We start from the raw sequence: 19,542 nt of genomic DNA, 5'->3' as shown, positions 1-19,542 counted from the left end.
TTGGATTTTGTTAAGGAGATAGTTCCAAATTTTAACTATTTTATCATAATTTGAATCTGTTTCGAATAAATTTTTAAACAAAAAAATAATGAAAATTTGTCCTTGTTTTGTAGGATTAAGCTTTAAATCGAAATAGGAAAGAAAAAATTATAATAAATAAAAGTCTGATTAATGAAGAAAAAGTTGTAATTTAATCTAGATTTTAAGAATTTATTGAACCATTCATCGACTAATTTTAACGTTTGAAGGCTTATTTTTAAAGGGATTTGGCTATTTTTAATTTTAGAGATTTTTAGCTTTTTCTATGTAAAATTTAAGTTTAATTTACTTTAATAAATGTTTTTATTGGAATTATTAGCATTTTTATTTGCTTTTTAAAATATTTATTTGTTAAATTTGGTCACAATATTAACGCAACTCAAAAAAAAGATTCGCCTATATAAAAAAACTACTTTTTAGAAAATTACTCCAAATTTTAAAATTAAAACTAAAAAGGTAGAATTATGGCTGATCTGCATACTCCAGATGCTCTATTAGTGAAAAATTATGTTGAAGGTAGTGAAGCTGCTCTTGCAACATTAATAAAGAGGCACGAATCTAAGATATATGGTTTCATATATTCAAAGATTGCTGATAGAGATATTTCAAATGATATTTTTCAAGATACATTTATTAAAGTAATTAAAACTTTAAAAAGCAATTCTTATAACGAAGAAGGTAAATTCCTGCCTTGGGTAATGCGTATTTCGCACAACCTGATTGTGGATCATTTTCGTAAAACTAAAAAAATGCCAATGTATAGAGAAACTGAAGAGTTTTCTATTTTCTCTATCATGTCAGACGATGCTTTGACAATTGAAGGCAAGATGATAGTAGATCAAGTTGAACTTGATTTAAAAAAGCTAATTGAGGAACTTCCAGAGGATCAAAAAGAAGTTTTGGTAATGCGTATGTATCAAGATATGAGTTTTAAAGAAATCTCAGAAATTACAGGTGTTAGCATCAATACAGCATTAGGAAGAATGCGTTATGCACTAATGAATTTGAGAAAAATAATTGAAAAACATCAAATTATTTTAACCAACTAATACTATTTTGGTAATAAGTTCGTTATACTGTTATAACACATTTGATAGTATGGCAAAAATTTACTCAAAAAAAGCATTAGCTTCTAAAAATCTTAAACCAAATAAAGAAGTAGTTTCTTTTATTTTAAACTATTCTCAAGCTTTGACTGTTGTTAAAATTGAGGACAAAAGTTTCGAGATTATAGCTAATTAAACAGCCCCACTACTAATTGTCGGATGTTTAGTAAAGTAAACCAAATGGTCGTTTTGGTTGAAAAGCTCCCTACTTGTATGAAGATACAAATAGGGAGCTTTTTTATGTAAAAATATTCTTTAATTTTATTTTTTCGTTACTAAATTTGAGTGTTTTTGTCAGATATATTTTTTATAAGTTTTTTATAGCATTTTTTTTCGAGTTTTGTTAAAATTTAATATTTTGACCTGATTTTAGGTGTTTATTTGATTTTTAATTCTATTTTAGTTAAAAACTAATTTTTTATTCATTAAAAATAGCTTTATCGCGAATTTTTGTTATTGTTGTATTTGTGTTGAATTCTAATTAGAAATGATAATAAATTAAAAATTAAATACTTAACCCAAAATCAGATTATTTATGAAGAAAAACTACACTGCTTTATTTTGTTAAGTTTACTATCTATTTGATTTTAGCAGAAAATATTTGTGCCAGAAAGTATTTTTTGCAAGAGCATATTGCTGAAGATAATTTTTAAACCAGTTTTAATTATTAGTTACAGTTTATGTTATGATAGAATAAAAAAGAAAGTCATTTAACCAATCCAAAACTTAACCGCAAAATGAAAGAGAACATTAAAATGCTATGCTGTTTGTTAGTGATAAGCGTAAGCGTATTTGCCCAAAAAGACAAAATTAAAGAAGCGCAATCTTTATTTGATAAAGGAAAAAGCGAAGAATCTTTAGCAATTTTGACCAAAACCGAATATCTCATCCTTAATGCCCCAGATGAAGACAAATCCGATTATTACTTTTTAAAAGGAAATGTTTTAAAAGACCTAGCCTTAAAAAATATTGATGCAGCAAATAATTTTACGTTAGCAGCACAATCCTACCAAGATGTATTTTTATATGAAAATGAATCTGGTAAATTTAAATCAACTGTTAAGGCGAATATGGCTTTAAAAGACATGAAAGCTGGACTTGTAAATGGAGCAATGGCAGATTTTAAAGCCGGTAAATTCAAAGAAAGCTCAGAGAAAAGTTATAAGGTGTATTTGTTTGATAAAAAAGATACTTTAAACCTTTACAATGCAGCATCTTCGGCATTAAACGGAAAAGATTATAATACTGCGATTACCTATTATGAATTGCTTAAAAAAATCAATTATTCAGGAAAGGGAGTATTGTATTTAGCGACTAATAAGAAAACAAAAGAAGAAGACGCTTTCCTTTCTCCAAAAGCTCGAGAATATGCTATTCAGCAGGGAACTTATGAAAAACCAAGAACAGAATCGGTGCCTTCCAAGAAAATAGAAGTCAACAGTAATTTAGCGTATTCTTATCTTGAAAATAAAAATTATCCAAAAGCAGAGGTAGTATATAATTATGTTTTAGAGCTAAATCCAAATTATATAGACGCCTACATTAATCTTGCTTATTTGAAATTACAGATCAAAAAAGATTTAATGGATCAAATTTCATCATTAGGAACTTCAAAGGCAGAGATGCAGAAATACGATAAATTAAATGCAACAAAAGATGATGTAACGAGAAGTGCAATTCCGTATCTAAAAAAAGTATTGGCTATTGAACCAAAAAATGAAGATGCGACCAAAGTATTATTAGGAGTTTACAGATCTCTTGATATGACTGCTGAGTATAATGCTTTGAAAGCTGGAATGTAATTTTTTTAAGTTACAAAGATATAAAGGCACAAAGGTTTTTTCTTTGTGCCTTACTTTTTTGAAGTTTTTTCCAGCTCTTCAATCAAAGACTTTTTTCCAACCGTTTTGGTAATAATATCTTTTTCTAGATTCCATCCCCTTGCAGGTGAATATTCGCGTCCGTACCAGATAATCTGCAAGTGTAAATCGTTCCATAAATCTCTTGGGAATAATCTTTTAGCATCTTTTTCAGTTTGTGCTACATTTTTTCCGTTGGATAAATTCCATCGGTACATTAATCTATGTATGTGTGTGTCAACAGGAAAAGCAGGAACTCCAAAAGCCTGGGACATTACAACACTTGCTGTTTTGTGGCCAACTGCTGGCAAAGCTTCAAGAGCTTCAAAACTCTGAGGAACTTCTCCGTTATGTTTTTCGATCAAAATCTCAGATAAACCATGGATCCCTTTAGATTTCATTGGCGATAAACCACATGGACGAATAATTTCCTTAATTTCTTCTATCGACATTTTAACCATATCATAAGGATTATCAGCTTTTGCAAATAACAATGGCGTAATTTGATTGACACGAACATCAGTACATTGAGCAGACAACAAAACCGCAATTAAAAGCGTATAAGGGTCTTTGTGGTCAAGGGGAACAGGTATAGTAGGGTAGAGTTCTTTTAATTTGTCAATAACAAATTGCACACGAGCTTCTTTATTCATTTTAGTCTTTTTAATCCCGTAAAAATAGTATAATTTTGATGATGTGCCTAATCCGGCTTTTCGTTTCAACTCCTCATTGTGTTAGTAATATTTTTAAGTATTTAAAAGAGCTTCCGTTGGTCGCTTTTTAAATACAAAAAATGTAAACTACCACAATTCCGGGGTTTTTACTGCAATCCGGGGCATGAAAAAGTTAATAAGTTATAGGTTAAGAGTCAAAAAGTCTAAAATCTATACTCTTTATTCTATGTTCTATATTCTTTAAAAAAAATCTAAAATCCACAATCTAAAATCTAAAATTAAAAACATATGACAACATTAAAAGCAGGAGATAAAGCGCCAAATTTTTCAGGAACAGATCAGGACGGAAAAACACATAAACTGGCCGATTATACTGGAAAAAAACTAGTAGTTTTCTTTTATCCAAAGGCGAGTACGCCAGGTTGTACTGCAGAAGCTTGCGATCTAAGAGATAATTTTCATCGTTTTCAAGCTAATAACTACGAACTTTTAGGAGTAAGTGCAGACAGTGCAAAAGCACAAATTAAGTTTAAAGATAAATATGAATTGCCTTTTCCATTAATCGCAGACGAAGATAAATCGGTTATAAACGCTTTTGGAGTTTGGGGACCAAAGAAATTCATGGGAAAAGAATATGATGGAATTCACAGAACCTCTTTTGTAATCGATGAAAAAGGAATTATTGAAGAAGTAATTGAGAACGTAAAAACAAAAGAACACGCTTCGCAGATCTTAAAATAGTATTTAGTGGCAGTTTTTAGTTCTCAGTCTGACAAAACTGAGACAGGGAGCTGAGACTGAAAACTAAAATAAAAAAGCCTCCATAAAGAGGCTTTTTGTATTATATATTTTGTTCTAATTCTTTCTGCGGATGATATCCAAAAAGATGATGTTCTTTGATGATTTCTGGAATTCCAGGAGGAAGCATTGGTTCCCAGCCCGTTTTTCCCTGATTAATCATTTTAAGAACTTCTCTAGAGAAAACATCAAGAATAGTCGGATCGTAATCTTCAATATCAACTACTTTTCCGTTGAATTTAAAGAACTTGTACAACTCTTTCATTCGCGGATGAACTTTTAAGTTGTTTGAATTCATTAATTCACCATTTTCATCCAGCATCGGATACAAGAAAACTTTCATATCGCGATAGAATAATTTTCCGAAAGCTTCTAAGATTCCACCACTTAAATGACGATAATATTTCTCGTCAAAAATATCAACAAGGTTATTTACACCCATTGCCAGTCCCATACGAGCTTTAGTGTAATTAGCAAAGTATTCAACCACTTTGTAATATTCCTGGAAATTCGAAATCATTACGGTTTGTCCAAGCGAACAAAGTAATTCGGCTCTATCCATAAAGTCACGTTCATCAATTTCACCATCCGAACGTAAGTTAGAAAGTGTAATTTCAAAAACAACTAGTGTATTGTTTTTCTCAACCTTATTTTCTTTAAGAAACATTTCTAATGACTTCTCATACATGTCCATGTTTACTTTTGTAACCGGACGGAAACTTCCTCTTAAAGCCAAAAGGTTCTTTTTGTATAAGATTGCTGCAGGTAAAATGTTTTTTCCTTCAGGATTAAACATTACGGCATCAGTCATTCCGTTTTTAACCAACTGCAAACTCATTAAACGGTTGTCAACGTCGGCAAAACGCGGACCGGAAAAGTTAATGGTGTCGATCTCTAATTGATCTTTGTCTAAGTGATCATATAAGTAACGAAGTAATCGTTTTGGATCGTTGTATTTGTAAAAAGCACCGTAAATTAAGTTAACCCCTAAAATTCCAAGTGTTTCTTGTTGTAATCTGGCATCGGTCTCTTTAAAACGAATGTGAAGAATAATTTCGTTATAAGCTTCGTCTGGTTCAATTTGGTATCGAATTCCAACCCAGCCGTGACCTTTAAATTGTTTTGCAAAATCTATTGTAGCTACTGTATTGGCGTAACTGAAGAAAAGTTTTGTTGGGTGTTTTTCTCTGCTCAAACGCTCTTCGATAATCTGACCTTCATGCGTCAGCATTTTTTTCAAGCGTTCTTCCGTCACATATCTCCCGTCATTTTCAGCACCATAAACGGCGTCACTAAAATCTTTGTCATAGGCAGACATTGCTTTTGCTATCGTTCCTGATGAACCTCCGGATCTGAAAAAGTGTCTAACTGTCTCTTGTCCAGCTCCAATTTCAGCAAATGTTCCGTAAATATTCTCGTTTAAATTAATGCGTAAAGCTTTGTCTTTTATAGAAGGAATCTGTTCGATGACCTTGTCACCTTTGAGTTTTATTTCTGTACCCATTTTGTTTTAAATAGATTTGTTACAAAGTTAGTAAATTAGGAGTCTAATGAAAGAGAAATAATCTATTTTTGTAAAAAAATTAAGTTCAATTGAAGGTTTATTTTTTAGGTACAGGTACTTCTCAGGGCATTCCGATTATCGGGATCGATCATCCAGTTTGTAAAAGCACTGATGCTAAGGATAAAAGGCTTCGTGTATCCATCTGGATTACATGGGACGAACATTCTTATGTAATAGATTGCGGTCCTGATTTCAGACAACAGATGCTTTCCTGCGGATGTCGAAAACTGGATGCAATTCTATTTACACACGAACATGCAGATCATACTGCAGGATTAGATGATATTCGTCCATTTAATTTCAGACAAGGCGAAATTCCGATTTACGGACATCAGCGTGTTTTGGATAATCTAAGACGTCGTTTCGATTATGTTTTTGAAACCGTAAATAAATATCCCGGAGCTCCATCGGTTAAAACAATTGAAGTGGAAAACAATGCTCCGTTTGCTGTTGGCGATAAAACGGCTATTCCAATAAATGTAATGCATGGCGAATTGCAGGTTTTTGGTTACCGAATAGATGATTTTGCCTATCTAACAGATGTAAAAACAATCGATCCAATTGAAACAGAAAAGCTTAAAGGTTTGAAAGTTTTGGTTGTAAATGCTCTACGTGTTGAACCTCATGATACTCATTTCAACCTGCAGGAAGCGCTTGATTTTATAAATCTTGTAAAGCCTGAAAAAGCTTATTTAACACACATCAGCCATGTTTTAGGTTTTCACGAAGAAGTACAGAAACAACTTCCTGAAAATGTTTTTCTGGCTTACGATAATTTAGAAATTACCATTTAATTATACCACACAATGAAAAAATCCTTAATGCTTTATCTTTTTATTCTTGCCATTCTAATGAATGTTTTTACTTATGCATTTTACAGTGGAGAGGTAAAATTTGCGCAAAATAGATATGATAAAACTACTAAGAAGCTAAGAGATAGTATTAATCTAGTGAAAACACAATTAGCAGAAGCAGATTATTTTTCTTTAGAACATAACGAGAATGCTCAAAATTACTTTGATAACAGCGCTTCTGGCGGAAAAGTGATTTTATACGAAAAGCTGATTCCAGTTGTAACTGAAAAGTTGTTAGATTTCAATGCAAATCCAAAAGGAAACCCTTACACAGGACAAGATCAGATTGGACCGACTAAATTTATCATCAATAAAGTAAAAATTTTAAACCACAGATGGATTATTGCTGATTACAGTAATGGAGAGTTGTGGGGAGAAGTCTTGTTAAAATACTTTGTGGATAACGACGATAATATTACCTTTGAAGTAAATCAAACTTGGTTATATCAAAAATAGGATTTTATAATCCTATTTTTTTTGCTCAATTTAAAACTATTAGGATTATGAAAAAGATGTTTTTGTTTTTGATTATTGCTAGTGCATTTTCTTGTGGAAAAAAAGTTTCTCAGGAAAATAAAGAAAATAATAGCGTTCCAAAAGAGCCTCAAAAAGAAACTGTCGTAGGCGAAGATTCTGATTCTCATGGCTGTAAAGCTTCTGCAGGTTATACTTGGTCGGAGTTGAAAAAAGAATGTATCCGAGTTTTTGAAAATAGCACGAGACTAAATCATGCCGATGACGGAAAAACGTATTCTACGGTTTCTTATGTGATTTTTGATGGAAATAAAGCAGAACTATTTTTAGATACTCAAAAAGAATCCATCATTCTGGAAAGAAAATCGGAAGGAGATTCCTGGGTTAACGGCGATTGGCAGTTAATTCCGTGGAAAGGTTATGTCTTGAAAAAAGGAGGGAAGATTCTTTATACAGGGGAATAGTTTTTTTAGTAATCAGTGTTCAGTTTTTGAGTGTTCAATCGCGAATTACAGTTTAGAACTTTGTCAAAGTTTCAAACTTTGACAAAGTTTTAGATTGCAATTTACTGTTCAATACTGAATACTAAAAAAGTGAACACTGAACACTAGTTAATCAGCCAATTCTTAAAATCAAAGAAATTCTGCGGAGCAACACCATGTCCAACTGGATATTCTTTATAAGTAACCGGAATGTTTAGTTTTTCTAAAATCGCAGGAGTTTTTCTAGCCCATTCAATCGGAATAACTTGATCTACAGTTCCGTGAGAAGCAAATATTTTTAAGTTTTTAAAGTTATTATTTTCAAAACCTTCTTTGATAATTTCTTCATTAAAATAACCGCTCATTGCCACAACTCGCTGAATTTTTTCAGGATAAGAAAGTGCTGTTGCATAACTTAAAATCGATCCCTGACTGAATCCGATTAAAGTTACATTGTTGGCATCAATCGGATAATTTGCTACTAATTCGTCGATAAAATTAGCGATGATGTCTCTTGAAGTTTTGGCTTGTTCGTTATCGGAAAATTTGTTTTGATCGGCATCAAAGTTGATTGCGTACCAAGCGTAAGCTCCATATTGCAAATCATAAGGCGCTCTTGCAGAAATGATATAATAATTATCTGGAAGTTCAGAGGCAAAAGAAAATAAATCGGCTTCGTTGCTTCCGTATCCGTGTAATAACAATAAAAGCGGGTTTTTGTCTAAAATTACTTTTGGTTCTTGTATTTTATATTCTAAAGATAGATTCATTTTTTTAGTGTTCAGTGTTCAGATTTTTAGTGTTCAGTTTGGGCTTTGTCAAAGTTTGAAACTTTGACAAAGTTTTGGAATTTGGATTTTTTTAATTGGAATCTAAAAATCTATCCAATTTTTTTAAACCATTTTTGAAATAATTCTCCCACTAAAGGAATCGGTTTCATTTGTCCTTGAATAGCATTAAAAATACCAAAAGTCCACAGAATAGATATGCAGATCCACATGGGGAAAGTGATGTAAAAGCTATCGAAATTACTAACGATTGCTCCAAAAGAAATAAAGGTTAAAGACAATCCTAAAGCCTGGCGGATATGAAAAGAAGCAAAACTGTTTTTGTTTTCAGAATTCATGCTCATGGCAATCAAAACACCAACAATCAGAATATAACTGGTAATGGCGATTGGTTTTCCTTCTTCGACTGAATTATTCATTGTATTATTTTGTAACAAGTTGATTTTGATTTAAAATTCCATAAACAGAACCTTTTATTTCTGTTCCTAAAAAGGCAGAATTTTTAGATTTTGAAAGAATGTTTTCTTTTGTAAAAGCTGATTTGTGTTCAGGCGTAAAAAGTGTCAAATTGGCTTTTGCACCTTCTTCGATTGTATTGTTTTCAAGACCGAAAATAGCTCTTGCTGAAGTTAGTTTTGCAATTACAGTTTCTAATGGTAAAACGGTTAATAATGCTCCAAAAGCACTTTCTAATCCAATCGTTCCGTTTTTAGCTGTATCAAACTCCATTTTCTTGAATTCAATATCAATCGGATTATGATCTGAAGTAATCGTGTCAATAGTTCCGTCAGCAACTCCGTTTAGAAGAGCTTGTCTATCCACTTCAGTGCGTAATGGCGGCGTTACTTTAAAACGCGTATCAAATCCGTCCAGTTTTTCATCTGTTAAAACTAAGTGATGAACAGAAGCACTGCAGGTTACATTTAGCCCTTTAGCTTTAGCTTCTCTAATCAATTCAACCGATTTTGCTGTAGAAATCGTCGGAATATGAAGTTTACCGCCTGTGTATTCTAATAAAAATAAGTTTCTTGAAATCTGTAATTCTTCAGCTAAGTTTGGAATTCCTTTTAAACCTAATCTTGTCGAAACAATTCCTTCGTTTGCCACGCCGTTTCCTTTGATATTTGGATCTTGCGAATAAGCGATTACCAAACCATCAAAATCCTGTACATATTGTAAAGCGATTTTCAGGATATTGGCGTTGTCAATACTTTTGTTGTAATCTCCAAAAGCGATTGCACCAGCATTTTTCATGTCAAAAAGCTCTGCCATATCTTTTCCTTCACTTGCTTTTGTTAAAGCGCCGATTGGAAAAATTTCTGTTGCAAAACCATTTGCTTTATTTTTTACAAAACTTACCTGAGATTGATTGTCAATAATTGGTAAAGAATTAGGCTGTAAACCAATTGACGTAAATCCGCTTTTTGCCGCAACATTTAATCCGTTTGCAATGGTTTCTCTGTCTTCGTAACCTGGCTCTCCAAGAGAAACACTACTGTCAAACCAGCCTTGAGAAACGTGAAGATCTTCAAAACGTACAACTTCAGCATCGTCGTTTGGAAGCGAAACGCCTATTTTTTCTATTAAACCATCTGCAATTAAAAGATCAACGGTCTGATTGTGAAACGGACTTTTAGAGTCGATAATTTTGGCGCTTTTGATGATTATTTTCATATGTAGAGAAATTTATTTTTTATTAAAAGATTCCGCTTGGTCATTTCGACGAAGGAGAAATCTCACTAGATATTCCGTTCCAAATGTTCTCAGCATGTGTGATTTCTTCTTCGTCGAAATGACATACTAAACGAATAATTTGAAAATTATTTCACAAATTTTATAATTGCCATTTCTAATGCTAAAAATAACAGTGCAAAGATAACAAACCATTTCCAAATTTGGCTGTCAGTTCGCTCAGTTTGTAGGGTGTTAAAAATAGTTGATAGGGTATCGGCAGTTTTGAAATCTGAAACCACATTGCTGTTTACCTGACTCAAATCGCTTTCAGTTCTGTTGTAATTAAAACTAATGTTTTCAACCCATTCTTTTTTGTCGAAAATTCCGTAATTTCCAGCAGTTTCAGGAAAGTCATTGAATGTTAATTTGACCTTATTGTTCAGAATCTGCTGAACGGGAATAAATGAATCTTCTGTTCCTTTAACTTCCAAAATAGCATCTTTAGTCAGTAAAACATCCACAAAATAAGGCTGATTATTTCCAATGGTTAAAGAATTTACACCTGTTTTCTGATTGTTCTGTGCTATTTTATAAAACAATGGAACAATCAATGGCGATTGTTGAAAATTAGAATTAGTGCTATTTATAGGAGCTGTAAAAACTGTTATTCCTGCAACCTGATTCTGAACAGCAGTGACAAATGGAGTCTGATCTTCAAATGAAAGAACAGCAGGATAAGAGCTAGAAACAGTAAACGAACTGTTTGCTTTTGGATATTGGAAATTCGAAATTTTATTTTCAAAAACACCTGAAAACAAAGGGTGATCGAAGTTGATTTTAGTAATTAATTTGCTGTTGGTTTCCAAATTTCCGAATTGAATTTTTCCGAAATTCCCCAAGAAAGTATTCAAATTAGAAACCGAACTTTTTTCATTAGGAATTACAACCAAATTTCCACCTTTAGAAACAAAAGCTTTCAAAGTAGTCTGTAATGCTTGTGGAATATCAGTTAATTCATTTAAGATAATTGTATTCTGCTTTTCTAAACTGTTGTAATCTAAAGTACTAATGGAATAATTGTGATAATTGAATTCAGCAGGAGTATAGATTCTTGATAAGAAATTGCTTTTTTCAGGTTCTCCGATGCTGATAACGTTTGTTTTTTTGTTTTTAGAAATACTGAAAAACAATTTATTGTCATAAGTCAAACCATTGTCTTCAATCGTAACATAGCCATGAAAAGCTTCTTTTGGAATCGTGAAATTGATTTTCTTTTTCTTTGTGTCAAAGTTGACAATCGTTTTGGCAATCAGTTTGTTTTGATTATATAAAGCAGTCGAAACAGGTTTAAAATCTTCGCCATAAGCCGATAAGTTTATACCAATTTCATAGAAATTTTCTAAAGTCTGATTGATATAAACGCTGTCAATTGAAACGTTGTTTTTTTGTTCAGCTTTAGGAACTATGAAGTATGGTTTTTCTTCAAAATCTATATTTTGAATGTCTTTTTCTTTTAAACCAACTGCATCAGTGATAATGACAATATCTTTTTTGTGTGCCGATTTATGCGCTTTGATTTTAGCGGTAATGGCTGAAAGATCAAATGGAGAAGCGCTGTATTTTAAGTTTTGTAAAGCACTTTTAGAAGATTTAATATCGGTATTCCAAAAATTTTCGGTGTTGGTTAAAAGTGAAAACTGCGTATTTTCGGGAGTATTTTCAAGCAATTCCTGAACCGCTCTTTTTAATAATTCTCCTTTTTTTCCTTTTGCTTGCATACTGAAGGAATTGTCCAGAACAATATACATTTCGTTTGAAGCATTTTTACTGTCAACTGCCTCAAAAAAAGGTTGGGCAAAGGCTAATATGATGCAGGTTAGCAATAATAAACGAGTGGCTAATAAAAGTCTTTTTTTGATTTTAGAACTTTTACGAGTCTGAATGGCAAGTTCTTTTAAGAATCGAACATTAGTAAAATAGGAAGTTTTAAAACGTCTTAATTGAAATAAGTGAACCAAAATTGGAACGATCAATAAAAACAGAAAGTATAGAATTTCGGGATGTTTAAAATGCATTCTGGCTTCGATTTACTTCACTACGTTTTGTTTTTCGTGAAGATGCAGGTCAAAAATACGAATTAAAAATTATTTTAAACCATATAACTTCATGTAAGAAATTATAAGCACTGTAGATGAATCGGAAAAAAATACAGTTGAAACCATATAAGTTCATATAAGAGATTATAAGTTGGGTTCTAAAAGCTAAAATGAACTTATATAACTTATATGGTTAATAATAAAAATGTAACTTTTGTAATTTCTTTTGTAACAATCAAGCGGTTTAAGAACAATATTATTCCTTATTTTAGCTGATTAAAAAAACAAACTATGAAAAAAATATATTTAATCTTATTTTCAGCTTTATCCTTGACCGCGGTAAAAGCTCAAAATAAGTTCAACTTACTAGTTGGAACTTATACAAATACCTGTCAAAGCAACGGAATTTATGTTTATGAATTCGATAGTGCAACTGGGGCTTTTAAAGTAAAAAATTCTTCTGAAAATGTGATTAGTCCGAGTTATTTATCGGTTTCTGCTGATAATAAATTTGTATACGCTGTAAACGAAAACGGAACTCAAAGTGCGGTTAGCGCATTTGGATATGATGCAGCTTCTGGTAAATTGAAATTTTTAAACTCTAATGCTTCTTTAGGAGCAGATCCTTGTCATTTAATTAATGATGATAAAAACGTAATTGTTGCCAATTATTCTGGTGGAAACATCGTTGTTTTTAAGAAAAATCCAGATGGAAGCATTACGGAAGTGCAGCAGTTAATCCAGCACGAAGGAAAAGGGCCAAACGCAGGACGTCAGGAAAAAGCACATGTTCACATGGTAATTTTTTCTCCAGACAAAAAGTTCGTTTTGTCAAATGATTTAGGTTTAGATAAAATATTCATTTATAAATACAATCCAACTTCTAAAAACGAAATGCTGACATTAAAAGGAAGTGTTGACGTAAAACCAGGAAGTGGTCCAAGACATTTGACTTTTAGTAAAGACGGAAAATTTATTTATCTGGTTCAGGAATTAGATGGAACATTAACAACATTAAGCTACGACAAAACAGGAAATTTAAAAGTAGTTGCGGAAACGAGTATTCTTCCAAAAGGATTTACAGGAGGAACTGGAGCTGCAGCAATTAAAATTTCGCCAGATGGAAACTTTTTATACGTTTCTGATCGTGTAGATGCTAATTCTATTTCGGTTTATAAAATCCAAAAAAATGGAGTTTTAGAACTAGTAGAACAACAAAGTACTCTAGGAAAAGGTCCAAGAGATTTTGCCATTGATCCAACAGGAAATTACCTTTTAATAGGTCATCAATACACAAATGATATCATTATTTTTAAAAGAGATAAAACCACAGGAAAAATCACGGATACAGGAAAAAGAATTGAATTGTGCTCGCCGGTTGGACTTGTATTTACGAAAATTTAGTAAAAAAGATACTAAGGTTCTAAGTTGCTAAGATATTAAGCTTAAAAAAGGGTAAAGATTCAGAAGAATCTTTACCCTTTTTATTTTGTGTTTATGTGAAAAAACTTAGAACCTCAGTATCTTAGAATCTTAGCATCTAAAAAAGATTATTTTCCGTCTTTTTTCTTCTTCGCTCTGGTTTTCAGCATATTTCTGTTAACAGAACCGTGAGTTTTCTTTTTTGTTTTCGAAGGACCTCCAAGGTTAACTTTTTGGTTCTTTTTAGATTTTTCGTGAAAAGCACCATCGCCTTCTAATTTTGGTTTTTTCATTAGAAACTTAATGGGCTGTCTGTCTTTTTCAGGACCAATTAATTTATCTGAGATTTCAACTTCTTCAGGGAAATCAGCGATTTTAAGTTCTTGGTTCATTAAAACTTCGACTTCAATTTTGTATTCTTCTTCACGAGGTGTTACAAAACTAATTGCCGTTCCAGTTGAGTCGGCACGACCTGTACGACCAATTCTGTGCATGTATTGTTCTGGTAATTCCGGAATCTCGAAATTTATTACGTGTGAGATATTAGAAATATCCAAACCTCTAGCCATAATATCAGTAGTAATAAGTCCGCGAAGATTTCCTTCCTGAAATTCAGCCATCGTACTCAAACGATAGTTTTGTGATTTATTAGAGTGAATTACTCCAAACTGTCCTTCAAAAAGTTCTTCGATACGGGTGTGAAGCATATCCGAAATCTTTTTATTGTTTACGAATATCAACACACGTTCCATGCTTTCATCTGTTTCCAGTAAATGTTGTAACAGATTTACTTTTGTATTAAAGTTTGGAACATTATAAGTAATCTGAGTAATTTTTTCAAGTGGTGTTCCAGAAGCGGCTAAAGTAACTTCTTCAGGAAAATCAAAATAATCATTTAAAATAGCATCCACTTCATCCGTCATTGTTGCTGAGAAAAGAATATTTTGACGTTTGGTTCTCATCATAGCCAAAAGTGCTGTAAGTTGTGGTCTAAAACCTAGATTAAGCATTTCGTCAAATTCGTCAATAACCAGTTTTTGAGTTTCATCAAAACGAACAACAGCGTCTAAAGCTAAATCCATTGTTCTACCTGGAGTTCCAACTAAAATGTCAACTCCTTCATAAACAGCTTTCTTTTGTGTATTAATGTTTACACCACCAAAAATCCCTAAAGTTTTAACTGACATATATTTTGTCAGTTTTTCTACTTCTTCTACAACCTGGACAACTAATTCGCGGGTTGGAACCAGAATTACAATTTTTGGTGTATTAGTATGAGTAAACTTGTAAAGCTTTAAAAGAGGAAGTAAATAGGCAAATGTTTTACCGGTTCCGGTTTGTGCAATTCCCATCATATCTCGTCCGGAAGTAATCACTGAAAAAGATTTTTCCTGAATAGGAGTTGGTGTAACAAACCCTAAATCGTCTATTGCTTTTTGTACTGATTTTGGAAGATTAAATTTTTCGAAAGTGCTCATTTGCTTTAAATTTTGTGCAAATGTACGTTAAAATGACGGTTAGATCACTACAATTTTCGAATCATCTAAAATTTTGTTTGTGTAATTGTTTGATTTTCAGTTTTTAAAAGTGTTTTATTTGCGTTTAATTATATTTAAAAGGATCTAATGTATTGAAATGATCTGGCGTATATTTTTATTATTTTTGGAAAAAAGGGAAAAAAACTGCTAACAGATTCAATAAGATGGCAACACATTCGCAAACCAATATTAAATGTAATGATGTTCAAACTGTAGTAATAGAGCTAAAAAAATATTTGCGAATTGGCAGAGAAATATGGTTTGACGATAGAAAGCCATGGTTTTATAATGTACCACATGAGGAAAATTCTTTTGATGGCGAAAATCTAACTATAGTAGTATCAAAAAACCTAAGTAAAGATTGGGTCGAAGTTGAATTTGATTTTCAGTTTGGTTTATATTTTTTTGATGAAATTTTGAAACAGATTTCTAAAAATCTAAATACTGAGATCTTGTTGACTTATTATCAATCTACTAGTGATGAAGGTCGGTTGGCAAAATTTAAAAATGGACTATTGGAATTGTCCTATATTGAAGAATATCGTTATGACATTGTTATTGAAAACGATTTGCAAACAATAAAATCTAATTTTGTAGCAGACAATTTTGGAGTTTCTGGTTCAAGCTTCGAATTGCTTAAAAATACAAAATTGGGAGAAGAATCTCTAATAATTGATTATGATTTGATAAATGATTTCAATAAATCTGAGGGCTGGAAAGGTGATTCAGAGAAAGATTTTTTTACTGAATGGAATTATTTGCATTTAGAACAATTGAAAAAATAATTGCCAGTTTAAAAATTTAAAACCCTTCAAAAACGCCTAATCCAAATAGGGCAAAATCATATTTTACAGGATCATTGGCGTCCATTTCTCTTAATTTAGTGTCTAATTCCAATAAAGCTTTGGCATCATTTTGCTTTCGCGAAAGAATGCCAAGTTTACGGGCTACATTTCCGGAATGAACATCCAGCGGACAAGACAGTACCGAAGGAGAAATAGTTTTCCAAATTCCTAAATCGACTCCTTTTGCATCTTGGCGAACCATCCATCGCAGGTACATGTTGATTCTTTTCGCTGCTGAATTGTTTAAAGGATCTGAAATGTGTTTTTGAGTTCTTGGCAGATGATCTGTTTCGAAGAATATTTTTTTGAATTCGCTGATGCTCTTTTGTAAACTGTCTTTTTCCTGATTTTTAGCAAATACATTTTCCAATCCATTGTGGTTTTCATAGATGTTTTTTAAACCTTTTATAAAACCAGCAAAATCATTTCCGTTGAACGTTCTGTGTACAAAAGTTTCGAGTTTGGCTAAATCTTCCTCACTATGAGACATCACGAAATCGTAAGGCGTGTTACCCATTAATTCCATCATTTTATGCGAATTTTTGATAATCATTTTGCGGTTTCCCCAAGCGATGGAAGCGCTTAAAAAACCTGCAATTTCGATATCTTCTTTTTGAGTAAAAAGATGCGGAATCTGAACAGGATCACTTTCGATAAAATCCTGATTATTATATTGGATGACTTTTTCGTCTAAGAATTCTTTTAGTTCTGTACTATTCATTTTTAGTAACTTCTTTGGAATAAAATCCGTCTTTTAAATTATTGGTGCGCATTTGCGGTCTATAATGAAAATATTTTTCAAAATATTCTATCTGCACTTTATTAACGCAAGGTAAATCGCCATTCCCATTTCCCCAGAAAAAATCATTGTTTTGAGGAGAATTGTATTTTAAATTTCCTGTTTGAATGGTTTCAAATGCGGTGCTGTTTTTTGAATTGGAATAAGGAAAAATAATATTTTGGCTGGAAAAATTACTGATTTCCATCAATGACTTATTATTGGCAAATTTACTCAGATTTATGGAGAAAAATAGAACAATAACAACAGGAATTAAGGAAAACATTATTAGGATATTAATCACTCTTTTGTTTTTTATGATGCATATCAAACAGAAAAGAGAGAAAAATAAAATATAATTAAGGAAAAATCGGTATTGCGGAGAGGTTATCAAAAGCAGAATCAATTGTATTACCATGACAAAATAAATACTCCAAAGTGCATTTTCATTTTTAAATTTCAAAATAAAAAAAGGCACAATAAGAATCAGAAGAATACTGATTTTATTAAATACTCCATTAAGTTTTGACATTGTGATCCATCTAATAAATAAATCCCAAGAAGACATCAAATTATATTTTTCAGGAGTTATGAAATAGCCATAACATTTAAGTTGTTCATAGTAAAAGCTCTGAATGGAATTTGGTATAGCATAATCCATTGAAAGAGAGGTAAAAAGATTTGACGGAAAAGCTACTGTACCAGATATAGTCAAATTTTTTACAATAAATAAAGAGATTATAATTATTGAAAGTAAAGCAGGTTTTAATAAGTATTTGAATATTGATTTGAAATGAAATAATAATAAGATAATAGGGAAAACAAAAAATGTTACAGTGGTATTTTTTATATAGAACAAAAAAAGTGCTAAAATAACCAACAGATTGAAAGTTTCAGGAGTTAATTTTTTAAAGTTTTCTAAGAAGTAAAAAAAGAAAATAAACGAAAAAACATAAACTGGAATATCGGGAGAAGGTGCACTGATAAATTGAAAGAACAAAATATTAAATAGAGGAAACAATCCAATAATTAAATAATTTGAGTTGTTGTTTCTGAAAAAGTCATTCAGTTTTTGAATAGCAAAAAGGTTTCCTAAAAGCAGGCAAAAGCCGCTTAAATCATTAAAATTTTTATATAAAAAAGAGAAATTAAAAGCACTTTGGGTAACGTGCCATCCACTGGTTTGTCCCAAAAAAAGATGAAGGTTTGCGAGTCCTTTTACAAAACCATATTCATTAATCCATTTTATGGTTTGAATGTAGTAAGATTCATTGTCAATGACAAAAGGAATAGAAGCGCATTGAGCTAAAATCAAAAATGTTATGATGATTAAAAAAGCTTTTAGAGCTTTATTTAATTGTGTCAATTCAATCGCAAATACCTTATAATGTTCGGTGATTGATTTTTGAAATCCAATGCATAATAAAATGTTAGTTAGCAGTAAGAAAACATGAAATTCAATGTTTATTCTCCCAAAAATAGCCCAAATACTCGCTAAAACCGTAACTAAGAAAAGTCCGAGAATAGAAGTAATGACAAAGTTTTTGTTTTTTAACTGAAAAATTTTATCGATTAGAAAACCTAAGTTTATTGTTGTAAAAAGAATATAGATCCAGCTGATTACAATTAAAACCATATTTAGGAAATAATTTGCCCATCTGACATTACTAACTTTCTGTCGGCCATATTGGCTAATTCTTCGTTGTGAGTAACAATTACAAAAGTCTGTCCGAATTCGTCTCTAAGCTGAAAGAATAATTGATGTAGGTTTTCTGCAGAATGTGTGTCTAGATTTCCTGAAGGTTCATCTGCAAAAATAACATCAGGTTTATTGATTAAAGCTCTTGCTACTGCAACGCGCTGTTGTTCTCCGCCCGAAAGTTCGCTTGGTTTATGATTGATACGATGTGAAAGCCCTAAAAAAGTAAGCAGTTTTTTTGCCTCAGCTTCGGTTTCTGAAGTTTTTTTGCCAGCAATATAAGCTGGAATACAAGCGTTTTCTAAAGCAGTAAATTCAGGTAAAAGCTGATGAAACTGAAAAATAAAACCTAAGTTTAGATTTCGGAAATCAGATAATATCCTGTCTTGTTTGCTTTTCTTTTTGAAATAACGGTTGTAGTAAAAAAGCATTGAAAATATAGGCAGAAATAAAACCACGCTTAATACTATTCTTAATGTGTCGTCAAAAATTTTAGTTCTAAAAAATAATAAATATACAGCCAGAAGTACAATATAAATAGATCCAGTCCAAGTAATTATTTTGAATGTTTTTTCTTCTTTCGAATTGCTTTTTTTGATGTCTTGCAATTCAAGAACATTTTTACCATTTATAGTTAAAGAAGAATCTGGAGCATAATCTGGTTTGTCTAGAGTACCTAAAATCTGCAGTAATGTAGTTTTTCCAGCGCCTGATGCACCAACAATAGAAACAATTTCGCCTTTTTTAATATGTAAATCAACTCCTTTTAAAACTTCAAGTTTATCGTAGAATTTATGTATGTTTTGTGCCTGTATCATTTAGTGAAACTGTTTTTACAAAGAAACGAAGTTT

General features: G+C 31.8%; 18 protein-coding genes and 2 pseudogenes. 9 read left to right on the top strand and 11 right to left on the bottom strand.

What is annotated here, in order from left to right; all coding sequences use genetic code 11:
- Window positions 1-503 precede the first annotated feature (503 nt).
- The 3 genes from GSY47_RS13250 to GSY47_RS13240 all read left to right on the top strand — a co-directional run bounded on the left by GSY47_RS13250 (window position 504) and on the right by GSY47_RS13240 (window position 2,947).
- Window positions 504-1,088, top strand: a complete 585-nt coding sequence (locus GSY47_RS13250) for an RNA polymerase sigma factor (protein ID WP_179007575.1) — start codon at window positions 504-506, stop codon at window positions 1,086-1,088.
- 49 nt (window positions 1,089-1,137) lie between these two features.
- Complete coding sequence (locus GSY47_RS13245) at window positions 1,138-1,281, top strand: hypothetical protein (protein WP_179007577.1); 144 nt, start codon at window positions 1,138-1,140, stop codon at window positions 1,279-1,281.
- A gap of 601 nt (window positions 1,282-1,882) precedes the next feature.
- Entirely contained in the window at window positions 1,883-2,947 is a 1,065-nt protein-coding gene (locus GSY47_RS13240) for a tetratricopeptide repeat protein (protein ID WP_179007578.1), read from the top strand.
- Window positions 2,948-2,997: 50 nt separating this feature from the next.
- Here GSY47_RS13240 and GSY47_RS13235 read toward each other — a convergent pair whose 3' ends face one another.
- A complete protein-coding gene (locus GSY47_RS13235; RefSeq protein WP_179007581.1) occupies window positions 2,998-3,657 on the bottom strand; it encodes an endonuclease III domain-containing protein in 660 nt (219 codons plus the stop codon).
- Between the two features lie 309 nt (window positions 3,658-3,966).
- On the opposite strand from GSY47_RS13235, the gene bcp reads away from it, so the two are divergent.
- Complete coding sequence (gene bcp / locus GSY47_RS13230) at window positions 3,967-4,419, top strand: thioredoxin-dependent thiol peroxidase (protein WP_179007583.1); 453 nt, start codon at window positions 3,967-3,969, stop codon at window positions 4,417-4,419.
- A gap of 100 nt (window positions 4,420-4,519) precedes the next feature.
- On the opposite strand, the gene GSY47_RS13225 is transcribed toward bcp, so the two are convergent.
- Complete coding sequence (locus GSY47_RS13225) at window positions 4,520-5,980, bottom strand: TonB-dependent receptor (protein ID WP_179007585.1); 1,461 nt, start codon at window positions 5,978-5,980, stop codon at window positions 4,520-4,522.
- Window positions 5,981-6,069: 89 nt separating this feature from the next.
- Between GSY47_RS13225 and GSY47_RS13220 the strand changes: the two genes are divergently transcribed.
- Genes GSY47_RS13220 through GSY47_RS13210 form a run of 3 tightly spaced genes read left to right on the top strand, consistent with a single transcriptional unit; the run spans window position 6,070 to window position 7,832 of the window.
- Window positions 6,070-6,834: an MBL fold metallo-hydrolase gene (locus GSY47_RS13220; RefSeq protein ID WP_179007587.1), complete on the top strand. Its 765-nt coding sequence runs from the start codon at window positions 6,070-6,072 to the stop codon at window positions 6,832-6,834.
- Window positions 6,835-6,846: 12 nt separating this feature from the next.
- A complete protein-coding gene (locus tag GSY47_RS13215) occupies window positions 6,847-7,350 on the top strand; it encodes a hypothetical protein (RefSeq protein WP_179007589.1) in 504 nt (167 codons plus the stop codon).
- 47 nt (window positions 7,351-7,397) lie between these two features.
- A complete protein-coding gene (locus GSY47_RS13210) occupies window positions 7,398-7,832 on the top strand; it encodes a hypothetical protein (protein ID WP_246611332.1) in 435 nt (144 codons plus the stop codon).
- 143 nt (window positions 7,833-7,975) lie between these two features.
- On the opposite strand, the gene GSY47_RS13205 is transcribed toward GSY47_RS13210, so the two are convergent.
- The 4 genes from GSY47_RS13205 to GSY47_RS13190 all read right to left on the bottom strand — a co-directional run bounded on the left by GSY47_RS13205 (window position 7,976) and on the right by GSY47_RS13190 (window position 12,387).
- Window positions 7,976-8,620, bottom strand: a complete 645-nt coding sequence (locus tag GSY47_RS13205) for an alpha/beta hydrolase (protein ID WP_179007591.1) — start codon at window positions 8,618-8,620, stop codon at window positions 7,976-7,978.
- Between the two features lie 110 nt (window positions 8,621-8,730).
- Window positions 8,731-9,057: a hypothetical protein gene (locus GSY47_RS13200; RefSeq protein ID WP_179007593.1), complete on the bottom strand. Its 327-nt coding sequence runs from the start codon at window positions 9,055-9,057 to the stop codon at window positions 8,731-8,733.
- 4 nt (window positions 9,058-9,061) lie between these two features.
- Window positions 9,062-10,312 (bottom strand): dihydroorotase, encoded by a 1,251-nt coding sequence (locus GSY47_RS13195; RefSeq protein WP_179007595.1) that lies wholly within the window; start codon window positions 10,310-10,312, stop codon window positions 9,062-9,064.
- A 146-nt stretch (window positions 10,313-10,458) separates the two neighbouring features.
- Window positions 10,459-12,387, bottom strand: coding sequence for a BatA domain-containing protein (locus tag GSY47_RS13190; RefSeq protein ID WP_179007596.1), 1,929 nt, complete (start codon window positions 12,385-12,387; stop codon window positions 10,459-10,461).
- A gap of 312 nt (window positions 12,388-12,699) precedes the next feature.
- Between GSY47_RS13190 and GSY47_RS13185 the strand changes: the two genes are divergently transcribed.
- Entirely contained in the window at window positions 12,700-13,812 is a 1,113-nt protein-coding gene (locus GSY47_RS13185) for a lactonase family protein (protein ID WP_179007598.1), read from the top strand.
- 146 nt (window positions 13,813-13,958) lie between these two features.
- Here GSY47_RS13185 and GSY47_RS13180 read toward each other — a convergent pair whose 3' ends face one another.
- Complete coding sequence (locus tag GSY47_RS13180) at window positions 13,959-15,308, bottom strand: DEAD/DEAH box helicase (RefSeq protein WP_179007600.1); 1,350 nt, start codon at window positions 15,306-15,308, stop codon at window positions 13,959-13,961.
- Window positions 15,309-15,532: 224 nt separating this feature from the next.
- Between GSY47_RS13180 and GSY47_RS13175 the strand changes: the two genes are divergently transcribed.
- A complete protein-coding gene (locus tag GSY47_RS13175; protein WP_179007602.1) occupies window positions 15,533-16,153 on the top strand; it encodes a hypothetical protein in 621 nt (206 codons plus the stop codon).
- 16 nt (window positions 16,154-16,169) lie between these two features.
- On the opposite strand, the gene GSY47_RS13170 is transcribed toward GSY47_RS13175, so the two are convergent.
- From GSY47_RS13170 to GSY47_RS26380, 4 genes and pseudogenes are all read right to left on the bottom strand, one after another.
- Complete coding sequence (locus GSY47_RS13170) at window positions 16,170-16,934, bottom strand: TIGR02757 family protein (RefSeq protein ID WP_179007604.1); 765 nt, start codon at window positions 16,932-16,934, stop codon at window positions 16,170-16,172.
- Complete coding sequence (locus GSY47_RS13165; protein ID WP_179007606.1) at window positions 16,927-18,627, bottom strand: LIC_10190 family membrane protein; 1,701 nt, start codon at window positions 18,625-18,627, stop codon at window positions 16,927-16,929. Before GSY47_RS13165 ends, GSY47_RS13170 begins: the two co-directional genes overlap by 8 nt.
- A 2-nt stretch (window positions 18,628-18,629) precedes the next feature.
- A pseudogene (locus GSY47_RS26385) lies at window positions 18,630-19,076 on the bottom strand (ABC transporter ATP-binding protein); the annotation flags it as partial.
- A gap of 207 nt (window positions 19,077-19,283) precedes the next feature.
- A pseudogene (locus tag GSY47_RS26380) lies at window positions 19,284-19,508 on the bottom strand (ATP-binding cassette domain-containing protein); the annotation flags it as partial.
- Between the last annotated feature and the right edge of the window lie 34 nt (window positions 19,509-19,542).

Origin of the sequence: Flavobacterium quisquiliarum (genome assembly GCF_019308285.1) — a bacterium.
Taxonomy (GTDB): domain Bacteria; phylum Bacteroidota; class Bacteroidia; order Flavobacteriales; family Flavobacteriaceae; genus Flavobacterium; species Flavobacterium quisquiliarum.
The sequence above is the reverse complement of the archived record's forward strand: the minus strand, read 5'-3'. Positions and strand labels throughout refer to the sequence as shown.

Coding starts and splice junctions, on each gene's coding strand:
- GSY47_RS13250 (WP_179007575.1), top strand. CDS start 504: ATGGCTGATCTGCATACTCCAGATGCTCTATTAGTGAAAAATTATGTT.
- GSY47_RS13245 (WP_179007577.1), top strand. CDS start 1,138: ATGGCAAAAATTTACTCAAAAAAAGCATTAGCTTCTAAAAATCTTAAA.
- GSY47_RS13240 (WP_179007578.1), top strand. CDS start 1,883: ATGAAAGAGAACATTAAAATGCTATGCTGTTTGTTAGTGATAAGCGTA.
- GSY47_RS13235 (WP_179007581.1), bottom strand. CDS start 3,657: ATGAATAAAGAAGCTCGTGTGCAATTTGTTATTGACAAATTAAAAGAA.
- bcp (WP_179007583.1), top strand. CDS start 3,967: ATGACAACATTAAAAGCAGGAGATAAAGCGCCAAATTTTTCAGGAACA.
- GSY47_RS13225 (WP_179007585.1), bottom strand. CDS start 5,980: ATGGGTACAGAAATAAAACTCAAAGGTGACAAGGTCATCGAACAGATT.
- GSY47_RS13215 (WP_179007589.1), top strand. CDS start 6,847: ATGAAAAAATCCTTAATGCTTTATCTTTTTATTCTTGCCATTCTAATG.
- GSY47_RS13210 (WP_246611332.1), top strand. CDS start 7,398: ATGAAAAAGATGTTTTTGTTTTTGATTATTGCTAGTGCATTTTCTTGT.
- GSY47_RS13205 (WP_179007591.1), bottom strand. CDS start 8,620: ATGAATCTATCTTTAGAATATAAAATACAAGAACCAAAAGTAATTTTA.
- GSY47_RS13200 (WP_179007593.1), bottom strand. CDS start 9,057: ATGAATAATTCAGTCGAAGAAGGAAAACCAATCGCCATTACCAGTTAT.
- GSY47_RS13195 (WP_179007595.1), bottom strand. CDS start 10,312: ATGAAAATAATCATCAAAAGCGCCAAAATTATCGACTCTAAAAGTCCG.
- GSY47_RS13190 (WP_179007596.1), bottom strand. CDS start 12,387: ATGCATTTTAAACATCCCGAAATTCTATACTTTCTGTTTTTATTGATC.
- GSY47_RS13185 (WP_179007598.1), top strand. CDS start 12,700: ATGAAAAAAATATATTTAATCTTATTTTCAGCTTTATCCTTGACCGCG.
- GSY47_RS13180 (WP_179007600.1), bottom strand. CDS start 15,308: ATGAGCACTTTCGAAAAATTTAATCTTCCAAAATCAGTACAAAAAGCA.
- GSY47_RS13175 (WP_179007602.1), top strand. CDS start 15,533: ATGGCAACACATTCGCAAACCAATATTAAATGTAATGATGTTCAAACT.
- GSY47_RS13170 (WP_179007604.1), bottom strand. CDS start 16,934: ATGAATAGTACAGAACTAAAAGAATTCTTAGACGAAAAAGTCATCCAA.
- GSY47_RS13165 (WP_179007606.1), bottom strand. CDS start 18,627: ATGGTTTTAATTGTAATCAGCTGGATCTATATTCTTTTTACAACAATA.